Genomic DNA, 17416 nt, shown 5'->3' on the forward strand with positions numbered 1-17416 from the left:
AAAGAATTCACATTCCACGAAGTTAACAATTTAACCATTAAACAATTTAGCCATTACCCCTTCCTATCCCACACCCTGTATTCCTGGGTCTGATCGAATACTTCTGCGAAGATAGCCTTTTCTGTGTCATCGAAGGGCAAATTGCGCCGTCCCATTACTTTTTCGGCTACTTCACTGGCCTTGCGTAGCTGAAAGGTCTCGAAACCGGAGGCGCCCCCCCAGGCAAAGGAAGGTATAAAGTTGCGCGGATAGCCGGCCCCAAAGATGTTGGCGCTCACGCCGACCACCGTGCCCGTGTTGAACATGGTGTTAATGCCGCTTTTGCTATGGTCGCCCATGATGAGCCCACAGAACTGCTGCCCTGTGCTCTTGAAGCCGCCTTTGGCATAGCTCCATATCTTTACCTCTGCGTAGTTGTTTTTCAGATTCGAGGTGTTGGTGTCGGCACCCAGGTTGCACCACTCGCCCAGCACCGAATTTCCGAGGTAGCCTTCGTGGCCTTTGTTAGTGTGGCCGAATATCACGGAAGCCGCCACTTCACCGCCTACTTTGCAGAAAGGGCCGATGGTTACGTCGCCGCGCATTTTGCCGCCAACATTTACGTTGCTGCCCTCACAGATCGCAAACGGCCCTTTAATAATGGCGCCTTCGTGTATCTGAGCGTTTTTACCAATGTAGATCGGTCCGTTTTCAGCGTTGAGGATGGCTGCGCGTATTTTCACTCCCGCTTCCAGGAAGATATTCTCCTCATTATACACCATGGTGTACTTATCATCAATGGGCTGGCTCTTGCGTCCGGCAGTCAGCACTTCAAAATCGCGCCGGATCTGGTCTCCGTTCTGCACAAAGATTTCCCACACTTCCCGAATGATGTTCTCAGGCAGGCACTCTATCTTTTTAGAAGAGGAGTGCATCACCAACTCGGCAGCGTCGTGCAGGTCTAAATTGTCGGCATTGAGCGCAATCAGCGTGCCTTCGCAGTACAGTCCTTCTCCTACCTTCAGGCTTCTCACCTGCTCTACTAGTTTAGCATCAGGACACACCGCACCATTTACAAACACGTTGTGCGTCTCGTAATTCGCCGGGTACTTGTGCTGGAGGTATTTTTCAGTCAGGAACGACACGCTGGCTCCTGCATAGGTTTGCCATTTTTCGGCAATGGTCATTATACCTACCCGTATGCAGGCCACTGGTCTGGTAAATGTCAGCGGCAACAGCGACTGACGAATGACCGGTTCATCGAAGAGAATGATATTCATAGCTACAAAAATAGAAAAGTCTTCCCGAAATAATTCAGGAAGACTTGGATAATTAGGTATAATCTTTTCACTAATAAATGGTCAGCTGGAACGTCTTCTCCACCTGGTCAGTTGGAAAGGTTTGGTTTTTGCCGAAAGACTCCTGCCTATAGCTATAACTTGTGCCGATATACACGTCCTCTTGAGCATCACGCACCGCGGGCACTGTTTTGTGAATGGCCATGCTGTTTGCCCGCACAGGAACATCCTTTAAGGCCATGGTAAAGGTGCTGTCGAACACTGTGGTCTCTATCGCATCAACTGCTTCCTTGTTCTTACGGGTGATCACCAACTGTATGGTGACCTCCTCCTCGCCATAGCGGCTGTAAGAGAAATCCTGATTGCCAAACACCTGGAATGCGACCGTTTTGTCGACTGCCTCTGGCTCAGGTATAACTTCTTCGGTTTTGTCGCATGACGTGAAAGCAAAAAGCGACAACAAGGCGAAGGGCAGGTAAACGGCTTTTAATTTCATAGTGGTGGGGGTTGGTGAGCGTCTATATAAGTTTTGGCTATAACATAAACCGAGCCAGCAACTTGATGGGCCAGAAACAAAAAAGTCTTCCAGATTTCTCGGGAAGACTTTTTTGTTCAAACGTTTTAACCAGGTAGTATACCTGACTATTTTTTCTTGTAACGTGTGTTGAAACGCTCCACACGACCCGCAGTATCCACGAAGATGTTTTTACCAGTGTAGAAAGGGTGTGACGCAGAAGAAACTTCCACTTTGATTACTGGATATTCTTTGCCGTCTTCCATGGTGATTGTCTCGCTAGAGTTCATCGTAGAACGTGTGATGAATTTGAAATCACTCGTCATATCCTGGAAAACCACCTCTCTGTATTCTGGGTGAATGCCTTTTTTCATTATTATAAACGTTAATTAACCTTAATTTCTGAATCGGACTGCAAATTTAAGAAGTATTTTTGAATTTAAAATGCTACTAACCAAATTATTTTACTCGTTTACCATAGTGTGCTGTAGCTATCGATATTTATTTAAATTTGTCTCAGGCACAGCGCCCTACCTTATACCTATACCTAGATGACACACCCACAACAAAACCTGATACTCGACCAAGGCCAGATCCAGCAGAAGATCACCCGCATGGCTTACGAGGTATACGAGCAAAACTTTGAGGAACAGACGCTTGTGCTGGCAGGTATACACCGCAACGGCTACACCCTGGCAGGCATGCTGGCGCAGGAATTGGAGAAGATTTCTCCGATCAAAATAACGCTGCTGCAGGTCACGCTCGACAAAACGGCGCCGCTGCAGACCCCTGTCGTTATCTCCCCCGAAACCGCCTCCATTGAGAAAGCCGTGGTGATTATTGTGGACGATGTGCTGAACACGGGCAAAACGCTCGCCTATACCTTGAACGCCTTATTGCCGCAAAACCCCAAAAAAGTGGAGATCGCGACGTTGGTGAACCGCCACCATACCTTGTTCCCGGTATCGGCCACCTATACCGGCTACTCCCTGGCCACTACTTTGCGCGAGCGCGTGGACGTGGTGCTGCAGGAAAATGAAGTAGCGGCCTATCTGCATTAAGAGTATAACCCCATCTTAAAATATGCACCTTAACAAAGAAGAGACAAAATTCATCAGCAGATGGGCCCGGACCAAAGAGCGCGGCCAGTGGCACTACTACCTGACACGCGGTTTGCTGTGGGGCGCACTGGTTAGTATCTTTTCCAATCTTTTTCAGTCATGGGATGCGCTAAAGGATGGGGATACTGTTGCGCTTTCCGACGCCTTTATCACTTCCGACTTCTTGGTCAGGTTGCTTATTTACAGCGCGATTGGCGTTGGCCTGCATGCCTACCACTGGAATTTCAATACCAAAAGGTATAACCAGCTGAAAAACATCGAGCGCCGCTCACAAGCCACAGCAAATGCCTCTAAAGGCTATTCTGAGACCACCAACTAATCCTATTATACCTCAGTTCGTACTATTCAGCCTGGGACCGGGACATTACTTATGTGTTCCATTTCAATCCTTTAGGAATCCTGAATATGCTTTTTAATCCTGAGAATCCTGATTCAGACAACATGAAAGAACTCTGCTTCGCCACTAACAACAAGAATAAAGTAGCCGAGGTAAGCCGCATGCTCGAAGGCAAGTATAAACTACTCACTTTGGGGGACATTGGCTGCCACGAAGAACTGGCTGAGGACCAGGACACGCTGGAGGGCAATTCCCGTCAGAAGGCCCAGTACGTGTGGGAAAAGTTTAAGGTCAACTGCTTCGCAGACGACACCGGGCTGGAGGTGGACGCCATCTGTGGGGAGCCTGGGGTATACTCCGCCCGCTATGCCGGGCCACAGCGCAACGATGCCGATAACATACGCCACCTCCTCAAGAACCTCGAAGGCCACGACATTCGCCGTGCCCGCTTTCGCACCTCTATCACGTTATACCTGGATGGGCAGGAGTACCAGTTCGAAGGCATCGTGAACGGACAGATCACTACCGAATGGAAAGGCGACAAGGGCTTTGGCTACGATCCTGTGTTCGTACCGGATAGCCACGACCGCACCTTTGCCGAGATGACGCCGGAAGAAAAAAATGCCATCAGTCATCGTGGGGAGGCCATCCGCAAGCTGGTGGAATTTTTGAAGGCACAGTAGCGTTTGGGAGGTAAAATAATTAGCTCAGGCTGTAGCCACATTGCCCTTAAAAGACTAATTTTGTAGCCTGAAACTATAATCTCCAATGCAAAAGCCATTTATCGTCGGAATTACAGGAGGTAGTGCTTCAGGGAAAACCACTTTTTTGAATAGACTACTTGCTTCTTTCTCTCCTGAGCACATCTGTCTTATCTCTCAGGACAACTACTACAAAGACCGCGAGCACCAGACCCGCGACCTCAACGGGGTCGTCAACTTCGACCTCCCCTCCTGCATCGACGACGAAGCTTACGCACAGGACATCCTGAAGCTAAGCCGGGGCGAAACCGTTTACCGCAAAGAGTACACCTTCAACAACCCCAACGTAGTACCCAGGCAACTGGAGTTTAAACCGGCTCCTATTGTGGTGGTAGAGGGTATTTTCGTTTTCTACTTTGAGGAAATTGCCAAACTGCTCGATCTCAAGGTATACATTGACGCCAAAGAGTACATTAAGCTGCAGCGCCGCATCGTACGTGACAAAGTAGAGCGCGGCTACGACCTCGATGATGTGCTGTACCGCTACACGCACCATGTGGCACCCACTTACGAGAAATACATCAAGCCATATAAAAACGACGCAGACATCATCATCCCGAACAACGAGAAGTTTGACCGCGGACTGGAGGTGCTGACTACATTTCTTAACTCCAAAATATAAGGATGCGACACAAGTTTGCAGTAATAGGATTGGGTAGGTTCGGCAACTCCATCGCCCGCACGCTCGCAGAACGCGGCGCAGAGGTGCTCGCCGTCGACAACAACGAAGACCATGTAGAGGACATAAAGGAGGACGTGGCCTACGCCGTAGCCCTGGACGCAACGGATATCCGGGCACTGGAGGCGCAAAACGTACAGGACATGGACGCGGCCATCGTGGCCATCGGCGAGGACTTTGAGGCCTTGCTCATAACAACGGCCAACCTGCAGGAACTCAACATCAAGCGAATCATCACACGTGCCGCCAATAAGCAGCAGCGCCGCATTCTGGAGAAAATGGGGATACAGGAAATTCTGTCACCGGAGGGGGAAGTTGGCAAAACGGTGGCCGAGCGCCTGCTGCAGCCGAACATCCGCACCTTCCTGCCGCTGCCCGACAACTACGAGATCGTGGAAATCAATACCCCGCGTGGTATCGCTAATAAGAGCCTGGCCAAGATATCGCTGCGTGAGAAGTATAACCTCAACATGATCACGATCAAGCGCTTTTTCGAGGAGATACAGGACGGCAAACCGACCCAGGTAGAGCACATCATCGGTGTACCGAAGGCCGACACCATTATCTATCCTTCTGACATTCTGATTCTTATCGGAAAAAAGCACGACATCAAACGATTTATTGATATAAACCGCTAACAGGTTTTAATTTTTCATAGAAAGCCTTACATTTGCTTTCTGTATGCCACACGCAGCCAACATATTGCCACACTTACGTCATCTTCTGATGACTGTAACCCTGCTTTGGGCGCTTATGCTCAATGGGCAGGAGGTCGTGGCGTATACCTACACGGCGCAAGGCACTCCTGTGAAGTCGGCCTCGCAACTGGCCACGGCCCCACAGGAAAAAACGGTTGTCAAGCAAAAGGTGATGTTGGAGGCAACGACCTCCTTTGTGGTACTCAATCTGGAGCAGAACGCACTGGAGCCAACACCTATACCTGCTTTTGCCAAAGCCACTGACGAAGCGCTGCCTGCCTATGCGGCCAGAGCGCCCGGAGCCGGCTTTGTCGCCCGCTTCTTCCCTATTTCCATTCAACCCAACGCTCCCTAAGCGTATTCCTTTCCCCGCAGGCCCACACTCGGGCCTGATCCGTTGCGCATACCTAAATTTCAAGGTATAGCGGAACAGCTTCACAGCATTTCTTGGTTTACTTAAGATGACACCGCTGTGATTTCCAGAGTATTACCATTATTTCAACTATACTTTTTTTATCAACCAACCCATGCGGAATAAGAATTTCATCATCATTATGACCGTGATAGTATCGGCACTCTGCCTGTACTACCTGTCATTCTCGTTCGTTGCCCGCAGTGTGCAAAAAGACGCTGAGGCCTACGCCACAGATGCACAAGGCAACGTAGACCACGCCAAGCAGCAGTCGTACCTCGACTCGGTGTGGAGAGAGCCTGTTTACAATTTTCTTGGTGCTGAGTATACCTACCAGGAAGTAAAAGAGAACGAATTGGGCCTCGGCCTTGACCTTCGTGGCGGTATGCACGTGGTGCTGGAGGTATCTCCGGTAGAGATTGTGAAGTCGCTTGCCGGCAACAGCAAAGACCCTAACTTCCTCAAAGCCCTTGCCCGCGCGCAGGAAATGCAGCGCAACAGCCAGGAGCGTTTCCCGAATTTGTTTGCCGAGGCTTACCGCGAAATCGAGCCGGATGGACGTCTGAGCCGTATCTTCTCGAACACCGTTACCCGTGGCAAGATCAGCTACGAGTCTAGCAACGCCGAGGTGGTGGACGTGATTAACCAGGAAGTAGAGGAAGCCATTGAGCGCTCGTTCAACATCCTGCGTACCCGCGTTGACAAATTCGGTGTGAACCAGCCAAACATTCAGCGCCTGGGCCGCAGTGGTCGTATCCAGATCGAATTGCCAGGCGTAGACAACCCTGACCGTGTGCGCAAGCTCCTGCAAGGTATGGCTAACCTGGAGTTCTGGGAAGTATGGACACCGGAAGAAGTATCACCTTATTTCACACAGCTGAGCGACCACCTTAACAAAGAAGAAAAAGCCGGTCGTCTGAACATTCGCAGTTCTTCTGCACAAGCAGCTCCAACAACTGCCGGAACTACGCCGTCTGCCGTACAGGATGCCGCCGCTGACGACGTGCTGGCGCAGGCTGCCGCTACTTCTAACGACACAGCTGCCGCTGCTAACGACACCACAGCACTTGCTTCTGCTGATCAGGCCAAGGCTGACTCTGCTGATGCGCTTCAGGCGCTGCAGGAAGAGCAGATGGGCGTAATGGGCCGTTTGTTCACCATGATGCCAGGTGGTATCGGTGCCAACGTGCGCGACACCGCCAAAATCAACGAGATTTTCAACAGACCTGACGTACGTGCTATCTTCCCTCCTAACATGAAGTTCCTGTGGGGTGTGAAGCCGCTGCAAGGCGAAAACCGTCAGGAGTTTGTAGAGTTCTACTCTGTGAAGAAAGGTCGTGACGGCAAAGCGCCAATGACCGGTGATGCCGTGAACGACGCTCGTCAGGACTTTGACCAGAACGGTCGCCCTGAGATCAACATGACCATGACGCCAACCGGTGCCAAGCGCTGGGCAAACCTGACAGGCAACAACGTCGGCCGCCAGGTGGCGATTGTGCTTGACAACTATGTATACTCTGCGCCAGTAGTGCAGGGCGAGATTACAGGCGGTAACTCTTCTATCACAGGTAACTTTACCATTGAAGAAGCAAAAGACCTTGCCAACATCCTGAAGGCCGGTAAAATGCCAGCTCCTACCCGTATCGTGGAAGAAGCCATCGTGGGTCCTTCATTGGGTCAGGAGGCCATCAACCAGGGTCTGATCTCTACTGTGGCTGGTCTGGTACTGGTTATCCTCTTCATGATTGCCTACTATGCGCGCGGCGGCTTTATCGCTGACCTTGCCTTGTTGTTCAACGTGTTCTTTATCCTGGGCGTGCTGGCTCAGTTTGGAGCGGCACTCACCTTGCCTGGTATCGCCGGTATCGTGCTCACACTGGGTATGGCCGTGGATGCGAACGTACTGATATTTGAACGTATGCGCGAGGAAGCCGCTAAAGGCCTGAGCATTCGGGATGTTATCAATAAGGGTTACGAGAAGGCGTTCAGCTCTATTTTGGATGCGAACGTGACAACGTTCCTGGTTGGCTTCATTCTTTACTTCTTCGGTTCTGGTCCGGTAAAAGGCTTTGCCATTACCCTGATGATAGGTATTGTTACGTCGTTCTTCACATCGGTATTTATCTCCAGAATCCTGGTTGAGCGTAGCTTCAAGAGAAGCGGAAAGCTTTCCTTCTCGACTTCGATTGCAGACAGAATGTTCCGCAACGTGAAGTTTGATGTAATGAAGATCAGAAAACCTGCCTACGCCTTCTCGCTGAGCGTAATTGTGCTCGGATTTGTAGCCATGTTCATCAACGGTGGCCCTAACCTGGGCGTTGACTTCAAAGGTGGCCGCTCTTACGTAGTGGAGTTTGACCAGGCTATACCTGCACCAGACCTGCGCTCTGCCCTGTTAGACGATTTTGAGTCTGCTGGTACGGAAGTGAAGACATTTGGTGCCTCTAACCGTGTGAAGATCACCACCAGCTGGCTGGCGGAAGATGAAAGCACACAGGCCGATGGGCGTGTAATGGATGCCCTGATGCAGGGACTTGACCAGTACGGCAACCAAAATCCGGAAATTCTGAGCTCTTCTAAAGTAGGTGCTACGATGGCCGACGATATCCAGAAAACAGCTCTCTTGGCTGTGCTGCTTTCATTGGCAGGTATCTTTATCTACGTGATGCTCCGCTTCAGCAAGTGGCAGTTCTCACTGGGTGGTGTTATCGCCTTGCTGCACGACGCACTCATGATTATTGCGGTGTTCTCTATTCTGGAGCTAATGGGCATTTCTTATGAAATTGACCAGGTGTTTGTAGCCGCTATCCTGACCATCATAGGTTTCTCCATCAACGATACCGTGGTAATCTTTGACCGTGTGCGTGAGTATATCAACGATAATCCGAACAAGCACATCAGAGACCTGGTTAACCCGGCGCTGATCAGCACCTTCAGCCGTACTATGATCACCTCACTCACCTTGCTGGTTGTGGTAGTAGTACTGTTCATCTTTGGTGGTGAAGTACTGCGCGGCTTCTCACTGGCCATGATCATTGGTGTACTGGCAGGTAGCTACTCCTCCCTGTTCATTGCGACACCAATCGTAATCGACACCATGAAAAAGAAGGAAACTCCGGTAGCTTCCGCTAAAATGGCCTAATCGACGGTTAGGTATAAACTAAAAACTCCCGCCTCTGCAAAGGGCGGGAGTTTTTTATTGAGAAAGGTATAGCTATACCTAAAAACAAAAGGGCCGGCTCTCCATTCAGAGCCGGCCCTTTTATTTATTGATAATGATAGCTTAGATGGTCACACCGTCGGCAACTACTTCTGTTACTTCAGGCACCATACGCTTCAACAGGTTCTCGATACCGGCTTTTAGCGTTACAGTAGCCGATGGGCAGCCACTGCAAGAACCCTGCAGGTGCACAGTCACCACACCATCTTTGTAAGACTTAAAGCTGATGTTACCACCATCCTGCTCAACGGCCGGGCGTACATAGTTTTCCAACAGGTCAGTTACTTTCTTCGCGATGGCAGCATCGTCTGCAGACACCTCACCGTTCGCTTCGGTGTTCGGAGCTGGTTTATTCGCCTGGAAACCTTCTACAAAAATCGGCCCGCCCGCCTCTACATACGACTTCAGGAAAGTGCGCAGCTCAGGTATAAGCTTCACCCACTCGATGTTGGCAGCTTTTGTCACTGTCACGAAGTTGCTGGCAATAAACACACGCGTAACGTAATCGAAGTTAAAGAGCTCCTGCGCCAAAGGCGAATCAGCGGCACTCTCTAAGTTCGGGTAGTCTACGCTCTGGCCGTCTGGCAGAAGGCCTACGTTCATCACAAACTTCATGGACTCGGGGTTCGGGTTGGCCTCGGCGTATACCGAAACCGTCTTTTCTCTATTTTCTAACATGGATATCAGCGTTTTAAATTAAAACCTAGGCCTTCGCCTTAAAGTTTCCAAAATTACTCAATTATTCTGACAAGTGATAGTGCTCTACAGGTGGTGTTAATCTTCAGAAGCGCATAAAGCTTACTTTCTTTTCAGGTAGTTGGGCGGGCAAAGTGACAAATCAGTGGTGTCTATACAACAATTTGGCTAGCTATTTAGCCCAGAAAATGTATCTTTGTAACGCAGTTAAATTTTTGACCTGAAAAACACTCCGCACATTTAACATGCTTTATAACTACATTCTGCTGGCGCAAGCGCAGCAAGCCGTTCCTGGTTTCCTGATTATTCCCTTCTTACTCCTGATTGGCCTTATCGCCAGTGGTCCTATTTTCTTCGGCCATTTTTGGGAGCATAATTACAAAAAAATAGCTGTCATCCTGGGGCTTACCGTACTGGCCTACTACCTGTTTGTGTTAGGCGATGTGCACATGCCAGCCCATACCCTGGCAGAGTACTTCACTTTTGCTGTGTTGCTCAGCTCCCTTTACATTGCGGCCGGCGGCATCTACCTGAACGTGAATGCCAAAGCTACCCCACTGATAAACGTAGCGCTGGTGGCCGTTGGCGCCATTTTAGCCAACTTTATCGGTACCACAGGTGCCTCTTTGCTATTGATTCGCCCGTTCATGCGCCTGAATGCGCACCGGCTTCAGCCTTATCAGATCGTATTCTTCATTTTTATCGTGAGTAATGCGGGAGGCCTGTTAACCCCGCTGGGCGATCCGCCGCTGTTCATCGGTTTCATTAAAGGAGTGCCATTCTTCTGGACATTGCAGCATCTGTTTATTCCATGGGTGCTATCTATCGGACTGCTTTGCTTCCTGTTCTACTTCGTGGATAGACGCAACAAGGGCAACGACATTGTAGCTGAGCTCGATGTAGTGGAGCCGAGCTCCGGCAAAACAGAATTCAGCTTCAGCGGCCGTCGCAACCTGTTCTGGCTGGCCATCATCATTGGTGCCGTGTTCCTCGACCCGAACGTAATCGATGCGCTGCCACACATTTACTATGACGGCAACAAGTTCTCATACCTGCGCGAAATCATACAGTTGGGTGCCGCCTTTATGTGTTTCCGCTTTTCAAACAAAGAAGCCTTGGCAGGCAACCAATTCAACTTCCACCCGATTCTGGAAGTCGTGTTCCTGTTCTTCGGTATCTTCTTTACCATGATGCCTGCCCTGCAGCTATCTGCCGAAATCGCTTCTTCACCAGCTTACGCTCACTTCATTACGCCTAACTTCCTTTACTGGGCCACGGGTTCGCTTTCAGGCTTCCTGGACAATGCACCTACCTATGCGAACTTCCTGTCGCTGGCGATGGCTAAGTTTGACCTGGCCCAGAACAACGTGGAAGATGTAAGGCAATTTGCCGCCGGCACCTCTGCTGCAGGTATGGAGACATTGATACAGCTCGAAGCCATCTCTCTGGCTGCCGTACTGTTTGGAGCCTTTACCTACATCGGCAACGGACCAAACTTTATGGTGAAGGCGATTGCAGAAAGCGCCGGTGTGAAAATGCCTTCTTTCTTCGGTTACGTACTGCGTTACTCTATCCCGTTCCTGTTGCCGATCTTCCTGCTGATCTGGTTCCTGGTCGTGCATCTGAGGCTATTCTAGACCGTATGCTATAACAATATGAGAAGAGCCGTTCCTTTCAGTAAGGAACGGCTCTTTTTCTTTTGTGTCCTGGTTTATTCATTAAGATGAAATCTATCTGTTTCTCTAATCAGGATATGAAAATAAAGGTGTTTGACTGCCCCATAAGCACTTTAAGCGCCTTAAAACTAGGTTTTTTCGTTATATTTGTCTTAAGCTGAAATCAAGCTGCACAAATCCTTATATACCTACCTTATCCCATAATCTTAGTGTATGGAGAATATAAATGTCGAATTAATATTATTTTCTATTGCTATCCTATTTTTCCTGAGTATCCTGGCCGGTAAAGCAGGACATAGATTCGGTGTTCCAGCCTTATTGCTATTTCTGTCGGTGGGTATGATCTCGGGCACCGATGGCATCGGCATTCAATTCGAAAATATACAAATTGCACAAATCATCGGTACGGTGGCCCTCTGTATCATTCTGTTCTCGGGCGGTATGGACACCAAAATTGCCGACATCCGGCCGGTCATGGCGCAGGGGGTTGTATTGGCGACCGTGGGTGTGTTTCTCACCGCTGTATTGACGGGTTTTGCCATTTGGTGGGTGCTGGGCATGACGGTTGAGTCCGCAGGTATAGGCCTGACAACTTCATTGCTTTTAGCGGCCACCATGTCCTCCACCGACTCCGCGTCCGTTTTCTCGATTCTCCGGTCTAAAAGAATGCAGCTCAAAAACAACCTCCGCCCTATGCTGGAGTTGGAAAGCGGCAGTAACGACCCGATGGCTTACATTCTGACTATTACGCTCATTGAAATTGTGCTGATGGAAAGCGGGGTGAATTACTGGGCCGCAGGAGGCATGCTGGTAATGCAGCTTGTTGTTGGAGGTGCTGCAGGCTTCATTTTTGGCAAGCTGGCTGTGCGCCTGATTAACCGGGTTGACATCGACAACGGCTCCCTTTACCCGATACTGGTTTTCACTTGCTGTATCTTCATCTTCTCGGCCACCTACTTTATCAAGGGCAACGGTTTTCTGGCAGTATACATTGGCGGCCTCGTTATCGGCAACTCTAAGTTTGTGCACAAGCGCTCGTCCCTCAACTTCTTCGATGGCATGGCCTGGATGAGCCAGTTGCTGATGTTCCTTACCCTGGGCCTATTAGTGAATCCGCGCGAACTGGTTCCCATTATTATCCCAGGTCTGATCATCAGCTTCCTGATGATTTTCATCACCCGTCCGCTGAGTGTATTCCTATGCCTGATGCCCTTCCGCAAAATGGGTGTCAAAGACAAAGCCTACATTTCGTGGGTAGGCTTGCGGGGAGCAGTGCCTATTATCTTTGCCATTTTGCCGCTGGCTGCAGACGTACCACATGCCCGCCTCATGTTTAACATCGTGTTTTTCTGTACGCTGGTTTCGCTGGTGGTGCAGGGTACGTCACTTTCAAGGATGGCCGTTTGGTTGGGGCTGGCAGAGCAACCGCGTGAGCTTGAAAAACTAAAAGATTTCGACATTGAGTTTTCTGATGAAATTAAATCCATTACGACAGAGATCAACATCACGGCGCACGCGCTTATTAATGGGAACCACCTGATGGATTTGCCACTGCCAGACAAGACACTTGCCGTTATGGTGAAACGCGATGACAAGTATTTTGTACCGAAAGGCAAAACGGTTTTGCAGGAAGATGACAAGCTCCTCATTATTACAGACGACCACGAAGCCCTGATGCAAACCATGCAAAACCTGGGAGCTGCAAGCAAACTGTAACCTACCCGTAAAGGGAAGCCCTGTTATTTACGTGTACTGCAACTGCTCCCTGACCTCTAAAATATTTTCTGCAGGTATAGCTGTCTGAATTGATAGCTCTCCCCTAATTGGGCGGACATCATAACCATTAGCCTCATCCAGCATTTGGTCTAGCATGAATTTGGCCAGTTCCGCCACCTGGCTGTCAGTTGCATCTGCTATTTGAACGCGGCAGGTTATGACAACAGGTATTCCCAAACGTTTGAGAGGCGGATAGAATTTATAGCGTTTCCTAACTAAGGCGGCCCGCAATGCACGGCCTCCATAAAAATCTACCAGATCCTGGCAATCATACTGCTCTGTTTCTGCCTCTGTCAGGTATACCCACACAAACCCCTGCCTGTTTTTGAAAGCATCACTTCTCACAAAATCCTTTAGCTCCTCTTCCGCTTCTATCCTATCCTCAGGCATTTCGAGGAAAGTGGCAAGATTTGATAGCCCTGCCGTCAGTGTTTTTTTACCCAGTAGCAACAAGCCTGTCTTGTAAATCTTTTCGGGGGTAAGTAGCCTGGTGCAGTGATACGATTTAATGGCATAACTCCGCAGCATAATAGCCAGCTGTTTCTGGGCCTGCACATAGAGAGAGTCAGGTATAGCCGAAAGCCAGCTTTTTCCCTCCAAATTTTTAGTAAGTTCCAACTCCCGCTCCTGGCCGATTCGGGCGATGTTTGGGGCTACATAGTCAATGATATCCTGTGGCCAAGTTGTTTTGTCTTCTAGTATGATTAAAGTTGCGTTGTTACTCATGTTATCAAGAGCATTAAGAATTTTTAAAATAATACAGTCGCTTCACAGCGGATGAGCAGGACATATGGAGAACCTATTAGCTAGCCCACGATCTTCATATCTTCTTTAGAACATGTGTAACTAACCAATTAGCAATCCTCCTTGTCTTTGATTTCACAGATGCCACCCCGGGCCCCCTGGCTAGCTCATGTATGTGGCTGGTTTTGAAAGAAAGTGGAATGTCAAAAATGGAAAGCAACTTGGCTTATCCGAGCCTCCCTGCTTAAAAACAGATGAAGTAGCCATGGGGGAAAGCAGTATTCCTTAGTAGCCAATGGTATGCAAAGACAGAGAACTTGCTTGGGCAAGTCACAAACAGGGCTACTCAGGATCGGTATTTCCCGGCGCATACAAATCCACAAATTATAAGTCAGACCACATGCCTGAAATTGGATAATTTCAGGCATGTGCGTTAGCAGAACCTAATAAGGACGCTTTTTAGCTGGTTGCGCGCAAGACAGCAAAGGGCACAGCCCTGACCGATGAGGGGAGCTTGCTTTTGTAGAAATCGGGTACAAGTTGCTGGGGTAGCCTACTAAGGGGCCTGGGGTCGAATGGAGAGGTAAAAGTACTTGATAAAGCAGCCCCTGCCGGAAGCTTTGTCCGCATAAGGTGGAATGACCTCATCACTGGGGGCAATAAAAGTAAAGTGCTTAAGTGGAATTTCAGCTTTCTGTAAGCCGTAATAAACACCGGAAGGCGGAGCAGCATCCTGAGCAAGACGCTGCTTCCCCTGTGAGAGGGTGGAACCCGTTTCGTCTGGTGCGTGCGTAACAGATTCGGATAGAACAGGGATTTGAAATGTAGTGCCATAGCCTGATGCCGCATACCCGTGACAAAGCAAGATGACCAGCAACAGGACGGCCATCCTTAAAGGCCTGATACAGTTCGATATGTTTACGCCGCTTAACATCACTACTAACAAATATAAGCATTTTAAGCGAGAGTGGCCCTATCATTTCAGGGCGTCAGCCTATTCATGCGCTGCCGGAGCAGGAAATCGGCCAGCACGAGCGCAGCCATGGCGTCGACAATAGGTACGGCACGCGGCAGTACGCAAGGGTCGTGGCGACCTTTGCCCTGCAGGGTAATCTCCTCACCGGTATCGTTTATCGTTTGCTGCGGCTGCAGGATAGTAGCAACGGGCTTAAAGGCTACACTGAAATAGATGTCCTGCCCGTTGCTGATGCCGCCCTGTATACCGCCTGAGTAGTTCGTGCGGGTGCGTACGTTGCCCTGTTCATCAGTATAGAACTGGTCGTTGTGCTCCGAGCCGCGTAGTTTTACTCCTTCGAAACCACTGCCGTACTCAAATCCCTTCACGGCATTGATGCTCAGCATGGCTTTGCCCAACTCCGCATGCAGCTTGTCGAAAACCGGCTCGCCCAGCCCCACTGGTACACCCTGCACCACGCAGCTCACTACGCCACCAATGGTATCCAGACTGTCACGTGCATCTTCTATCAGGCCGATCATGCGGGCGGCTGTTGTACCATCAGGGCAGCGAACTTTGTTGCTGTCGATCTGCGACAGGTCGAGTTTGGAGTAATGCTTACGCACTTTTAAGCCTCCCACCTGCGACACATATGAGCGCACCGTAATGCCATGGTGCTGCAACAACTTGGCTGCCAAAGCACCCGCTGCCACACGGGCCACTGTTTCGCGGGCAGAGCTGCGGCCGCCGCCGCGGTGGTCGCGCAAACCATACTTTACAGTGTAGGTATAGTCGGCGTGCGAAGGCCGGAAGGCTTGCGCTACATGCGAGTAGTCGTGGCTTGCCTGGTCTTTGTTGCCGACAACCATCGCAATGGGCGTGCCTGTGGTCTTGCCTTCAAACACACCAGAGAGTATCGTTACCCTGTCCTCTTCCTTGCGGGGAGTCGTGATATCGGACTGTCCGGGCCGGCGGCGGTCCAAGGCAAGCTGTATCTCCTCTCTTGTGATTTCCAGTCCTGCAGGGCAGCCATCCACAATCACGCCCACTGCCACGCCATGGGACTCGCCAAAGGTGGTTATTTTGAAAATCTTACCGTATGTGTTGCTCATTTGATGTTCCGATATTTTAAAAAGATAAACCCTGACAAGGCCAGCAGCACCAGCAGGATGATATTAGTATAGCGCTTAATGACTTTTTCCTGTGATAGGCTGACCAGAGTATGGTCCTCGTTTTCGATGATCTTGTAGAAAGGGCCCAGATCGCGGGCCAGCACCATGGTACCCGCTTCGGCTATACCTGTCACCGTCACGCTCAGCTCTGACCGAAGCGTGTCATACGTGGCAGTAACCGGATTGAAGTAGATCCACTGGAAGTCATTGGCCATGTTGTAGGTGCCCGGCACACGGCCCAGCACGGAATAGGTGAAGCGCTTCACTCCTTGCACACGACCGGCACGCAACGTAATATCCTGCCGCATATCGGGCGGATAGAAGTCGAGTGTACCGGTAGTAGTCGGGCTTGGAGGCATGATTGCGGCCAGGTTGCCCTCTCCTTCCAGCTCAAACATGTACCGGAAACTTCTGTTAAGCGGCACTGACTGGCTTGACAGGCCCTCCCGCAGGGTATATTCTCCAACTGGCACCATATCGCGCAATGGGTGGGGTGGCAACTCTTTGACAGGTATAATGTGCTCCCGGGCAAAAAAGGTTTTATACCCTTCCAGCCTGTCTTCGAGCAGCGTCGGGTTAACGGCCACTTTGTACTTGAGCATGCGCAGCGACAGCTTCGGAAAGTGCAGCGGCTCGGTGGTGAGGGGGTATAGTACGGCTTCATACAACCTGAAGCGCAGGTATGGCTCCCCCTGCACTACCACCTGCTCAGGGGTTACTTCGTCTATCTCGAATACTTCCTCCCAGGCATTGGGTTGTTTCAGCTGGCGTAGGATGCCTGTTATCTGGTTGCCGAAGTCATGAAAGTCCAGCAGCCGCTGGTCTGCCTCGGCCAGGTAAAAGTACAGCACAATGTTGAGGCCTTCGCCTACGTATACTTCCTTCTTATCGGTGTAGAGTGTCAGGAATGCATTGTCTTCCTGATCCACGTACTCCTGGGGCTGCGCTTCGCCCTGTTCGGGCTGCTGCGGAATGACCAGATCCGGTGCCTGGGGACTGACGGTAGCCATTGGCCCCACTTTGATCTTCATGCCGGCCGACTTCAAGACCTGTCCGTTTACAGTCATGTTGAATGGCTTGAGCTCGAAGTCTCCTTCGGCCAAGGCGGCATAATTCTGGGTAACGGTGAGTACGGTGGTAGTTTTGCCTCCTGCTATAACCGTTTTGGTGGACGAAAAACGATTGCTTTTTTTGAAGCCCTCTATCTCCGGAAAAGGAGAATAATCCTTGAGTTGCTGATCCTGCAGCCGTATGGAAACCGTGAAGTAGGTGTTGATGGACAGTGGACTTTTCCCCAGCTCAATGCGGGCCTGCTGCCCAAAAGCGGGCACCAACACCAACAGGTATAGCAGCACAAGTAGAAAAGTCAGGCGCATAA

General features: G+C 50.2%; 16 protein-coding genes. 9 read left to right on the top strand and 7 right to left on the bottom strand.

The annotated features are described in order from the left end of the window. Positions 1-53: 53 nt before the first annotated feature. The 3 genes from C8E01_RS00845 to C8E01_RS00855 form a co-directional block, all read right to left on the bottom strand. A complete protein-coding gene (locus tag C8E01_RS00845; RefSeq protein ID WP_116541484.1) occupies positions 54-1259 on the bottom strand; it encodes a GlmU family protein in 1206 nt (401 codons plus the stop codon). 70 nt (positions 1260-1329) lie between these two features. After that, positions 1330-1773 (bottom strand): hypothetical protein, encoded by a 444-nt coding sequence (locus C8E01_RS00850; RefSeq protein ID WP_116541485.1) that lies wholly within the window; start codon positions 1771-1773, stop codon positions 1330-1332. Positions 1774-1919: 146 nt separating this feature from the next. Continuing rightward, positions 1920-2165, bottom strand: coding sequence for a type B 50S ribosomal protein L31 (locus C8E01_RS00855; protein ID WP_101444000.1), 246 nt, complete (start codon positions 2163-2165; stop codon positions 1920-1922). A gap of 177 nt (positions 2166-2342) precedes the next feature. Here C8E01_RS00855 and C8E01_RS00860 point away from each other — a divergent pair, with 177 nt between their 5' ends. From C8E01_RS00860 to secDF, 7 genes are all read left to right on the top strand, one after another. After that, complete coding sequence (locus C8E01_RS00860) at positions 2343-2852, top strand: phosphoribosyltransferase family protein (RefSeq protein WP_116541486.1); 510 nt, start codon at positions 2343-2345, stop codon at positions 2850-2852. A 22-nt stretch (positions 2853-2874) separates the two neighbouring features. Continuing rightward, complete coding sequence (locus C8E01_RS00865) at positions 2875-3231, top strand: hypothetical protein (protein ID WP_116541487.1); 357 nt, start codon at positions 2875-2877, stop codon at positions 3229-3231. A 122-nt stretch (positions 3232-3353) separates the two neighbouring features. Further along, positions 3354-3932, top strand: coding sequence for a non-canonical purine NTP diphosphatase (locus C8E01_RS00870; RefSeq protein ID WP_116541856.1), 579 nt, complete (start codon positions 3354-3356; stop codon positions 3930-3932). Positions 3933-4017: 85 nt separating this feature from the next. Next, the gene (gene udk, locus C8E01_RS00875; protein ID WP_116541488.1) at positions 4018-4632 is read left to right on the top strand and encodes a uridine kinase; all 615 of its coding nucleotides are present in this window, start codon (positions 4018-4020) and stop codon (positions 4630-4632) included. Positions 4633-4634: 2 nt separating this feature from the next. Beyond that, a complete protein-coding gene (locus tag C8E01_RS00880) occupies positions 4635-5327 on the top strand; it encodes a potassium channel family protein (RefSeq protein ID WP_116541489.1) in 693 nt (230 codons plus the stop codon). Between the two features lie 88 nt (positions 5328-5415). Then, the gene (locus C8E01_RS00885; RefSeq protein ID WP_243409365.1) at positions 5416-5742 is read left to right on the top strand and encodes an RNA methyltransferase; all 327 of its coding nucleotides are present in this window, start codon (positions 5416-5418) and stop codon (positions 5740-5742) included. Positions 5743-5914: 172 nt separating this feature from the next. Next, on the top strand, positions 5915-8941 hold the full coding sequence (secDF, locus tag C8E01_RS00890) for a protein translocase subunit SecDF (RefSeq protein ID WP_116541491.1): 3027 nt from the start codon (positions 5915-5917) through the stop codon (positions 8939-8941). Between the two features lie 141 nt (positions 8942-9082). Here secDF and C8E01_RS00895 read toward each other — a convergent pair whose 3' ends face one another. Then, entirely contained in the window at positions 9083-9697 is a 615-nt protein-coding gene (locus C8E01_RS00895; protein ID WP_116541492.1) for a NifU family protein, read from the bottom strand. Positions 9698-9960: 263 nt separating this feature from the next. Here C8E01_RS00895 and C8E01_RS00900 point away from each other — a divergent pair, with 263 nt between their 5' ends. Both C8E01_RS00900 and C8E01_RS00905 read left to right on the top strand, forming a co-directional pair. Continuing rightward, entirely contained in the window at positions 9961-11352 is a 1392-nt protein-coding gene (locus C8E01_RS00900) for a sodium:proton antiporter (RefSeq protein WP_116541493.1), read from the top strand. A gap of 252 nt (positions 11353-11604) precedes the next feature. Beyond that, the gene (locus C8E01_RS00905; RefSeq protein ID WP_116541494.1) at positions 11605-13107 is read left to right on the top strand and encodes a potassium/proton antiporter; all 1503 of its coding nucleotides are present in this window, start codon (positions 11605-11607) and stop codon (positions 13105-13107) included. A gap of 27 nt (positions 13108-13134) precedes the next feature. On the opposite strand, the gene C8E01_RS00910 is transcribed toward C8E01_RS00905, so the two are convergent. The 3 genes from C8E01_RS00910 to C8E01_RS00925 form a co-directional block, all read right to left on the bottom strand. Beyond that, the gene (locus C8E01_RS00910) at positions 13135-13893 is read right to left on the bottom strand and encodes a hypothetical protein (protein WP_116541495.1); all 759 of its coding nucleotides are present in this window, start codon (positions 13891-13893) and stop codon (positions 13135-13137) included. 999 nt (positions 13894-14892) lie between these two features. After that, complete coding sequence (gene aroC, locus C8E01_RS00920) at positions 14893-15978, bottom strand: chorismate synthase (RefSeq protein WP_116541497.1); 1086 nt, start codon at positions 15976-15978, stop codon at positions 14893-14895. Continuing rightward, entirely contained in the window at positions 15975-17414 is a 1440-nt protein-coding gene (locus C8E01_RS00925) for a BatD family protein (protein ID WP_116541498.1), read from the bottom strand. Before C8E01_RS00925 ends, aroC begins: the two co-directional genes overlap by 4 nt. Positions 17415-17416 lie beyond the last annotated feature (2 nt).

Origin of the sequence: Pontibacter virosus (assembly GCF_003096355.1) — a bacterium.
In the GTDB taxonomy this organism is placed as follows: Bacteria; Bacteroidota; Bacteroidia; order Cytophagales; family Hymenobacteraceae; genus Pontibacter; species Pontibacter virosus.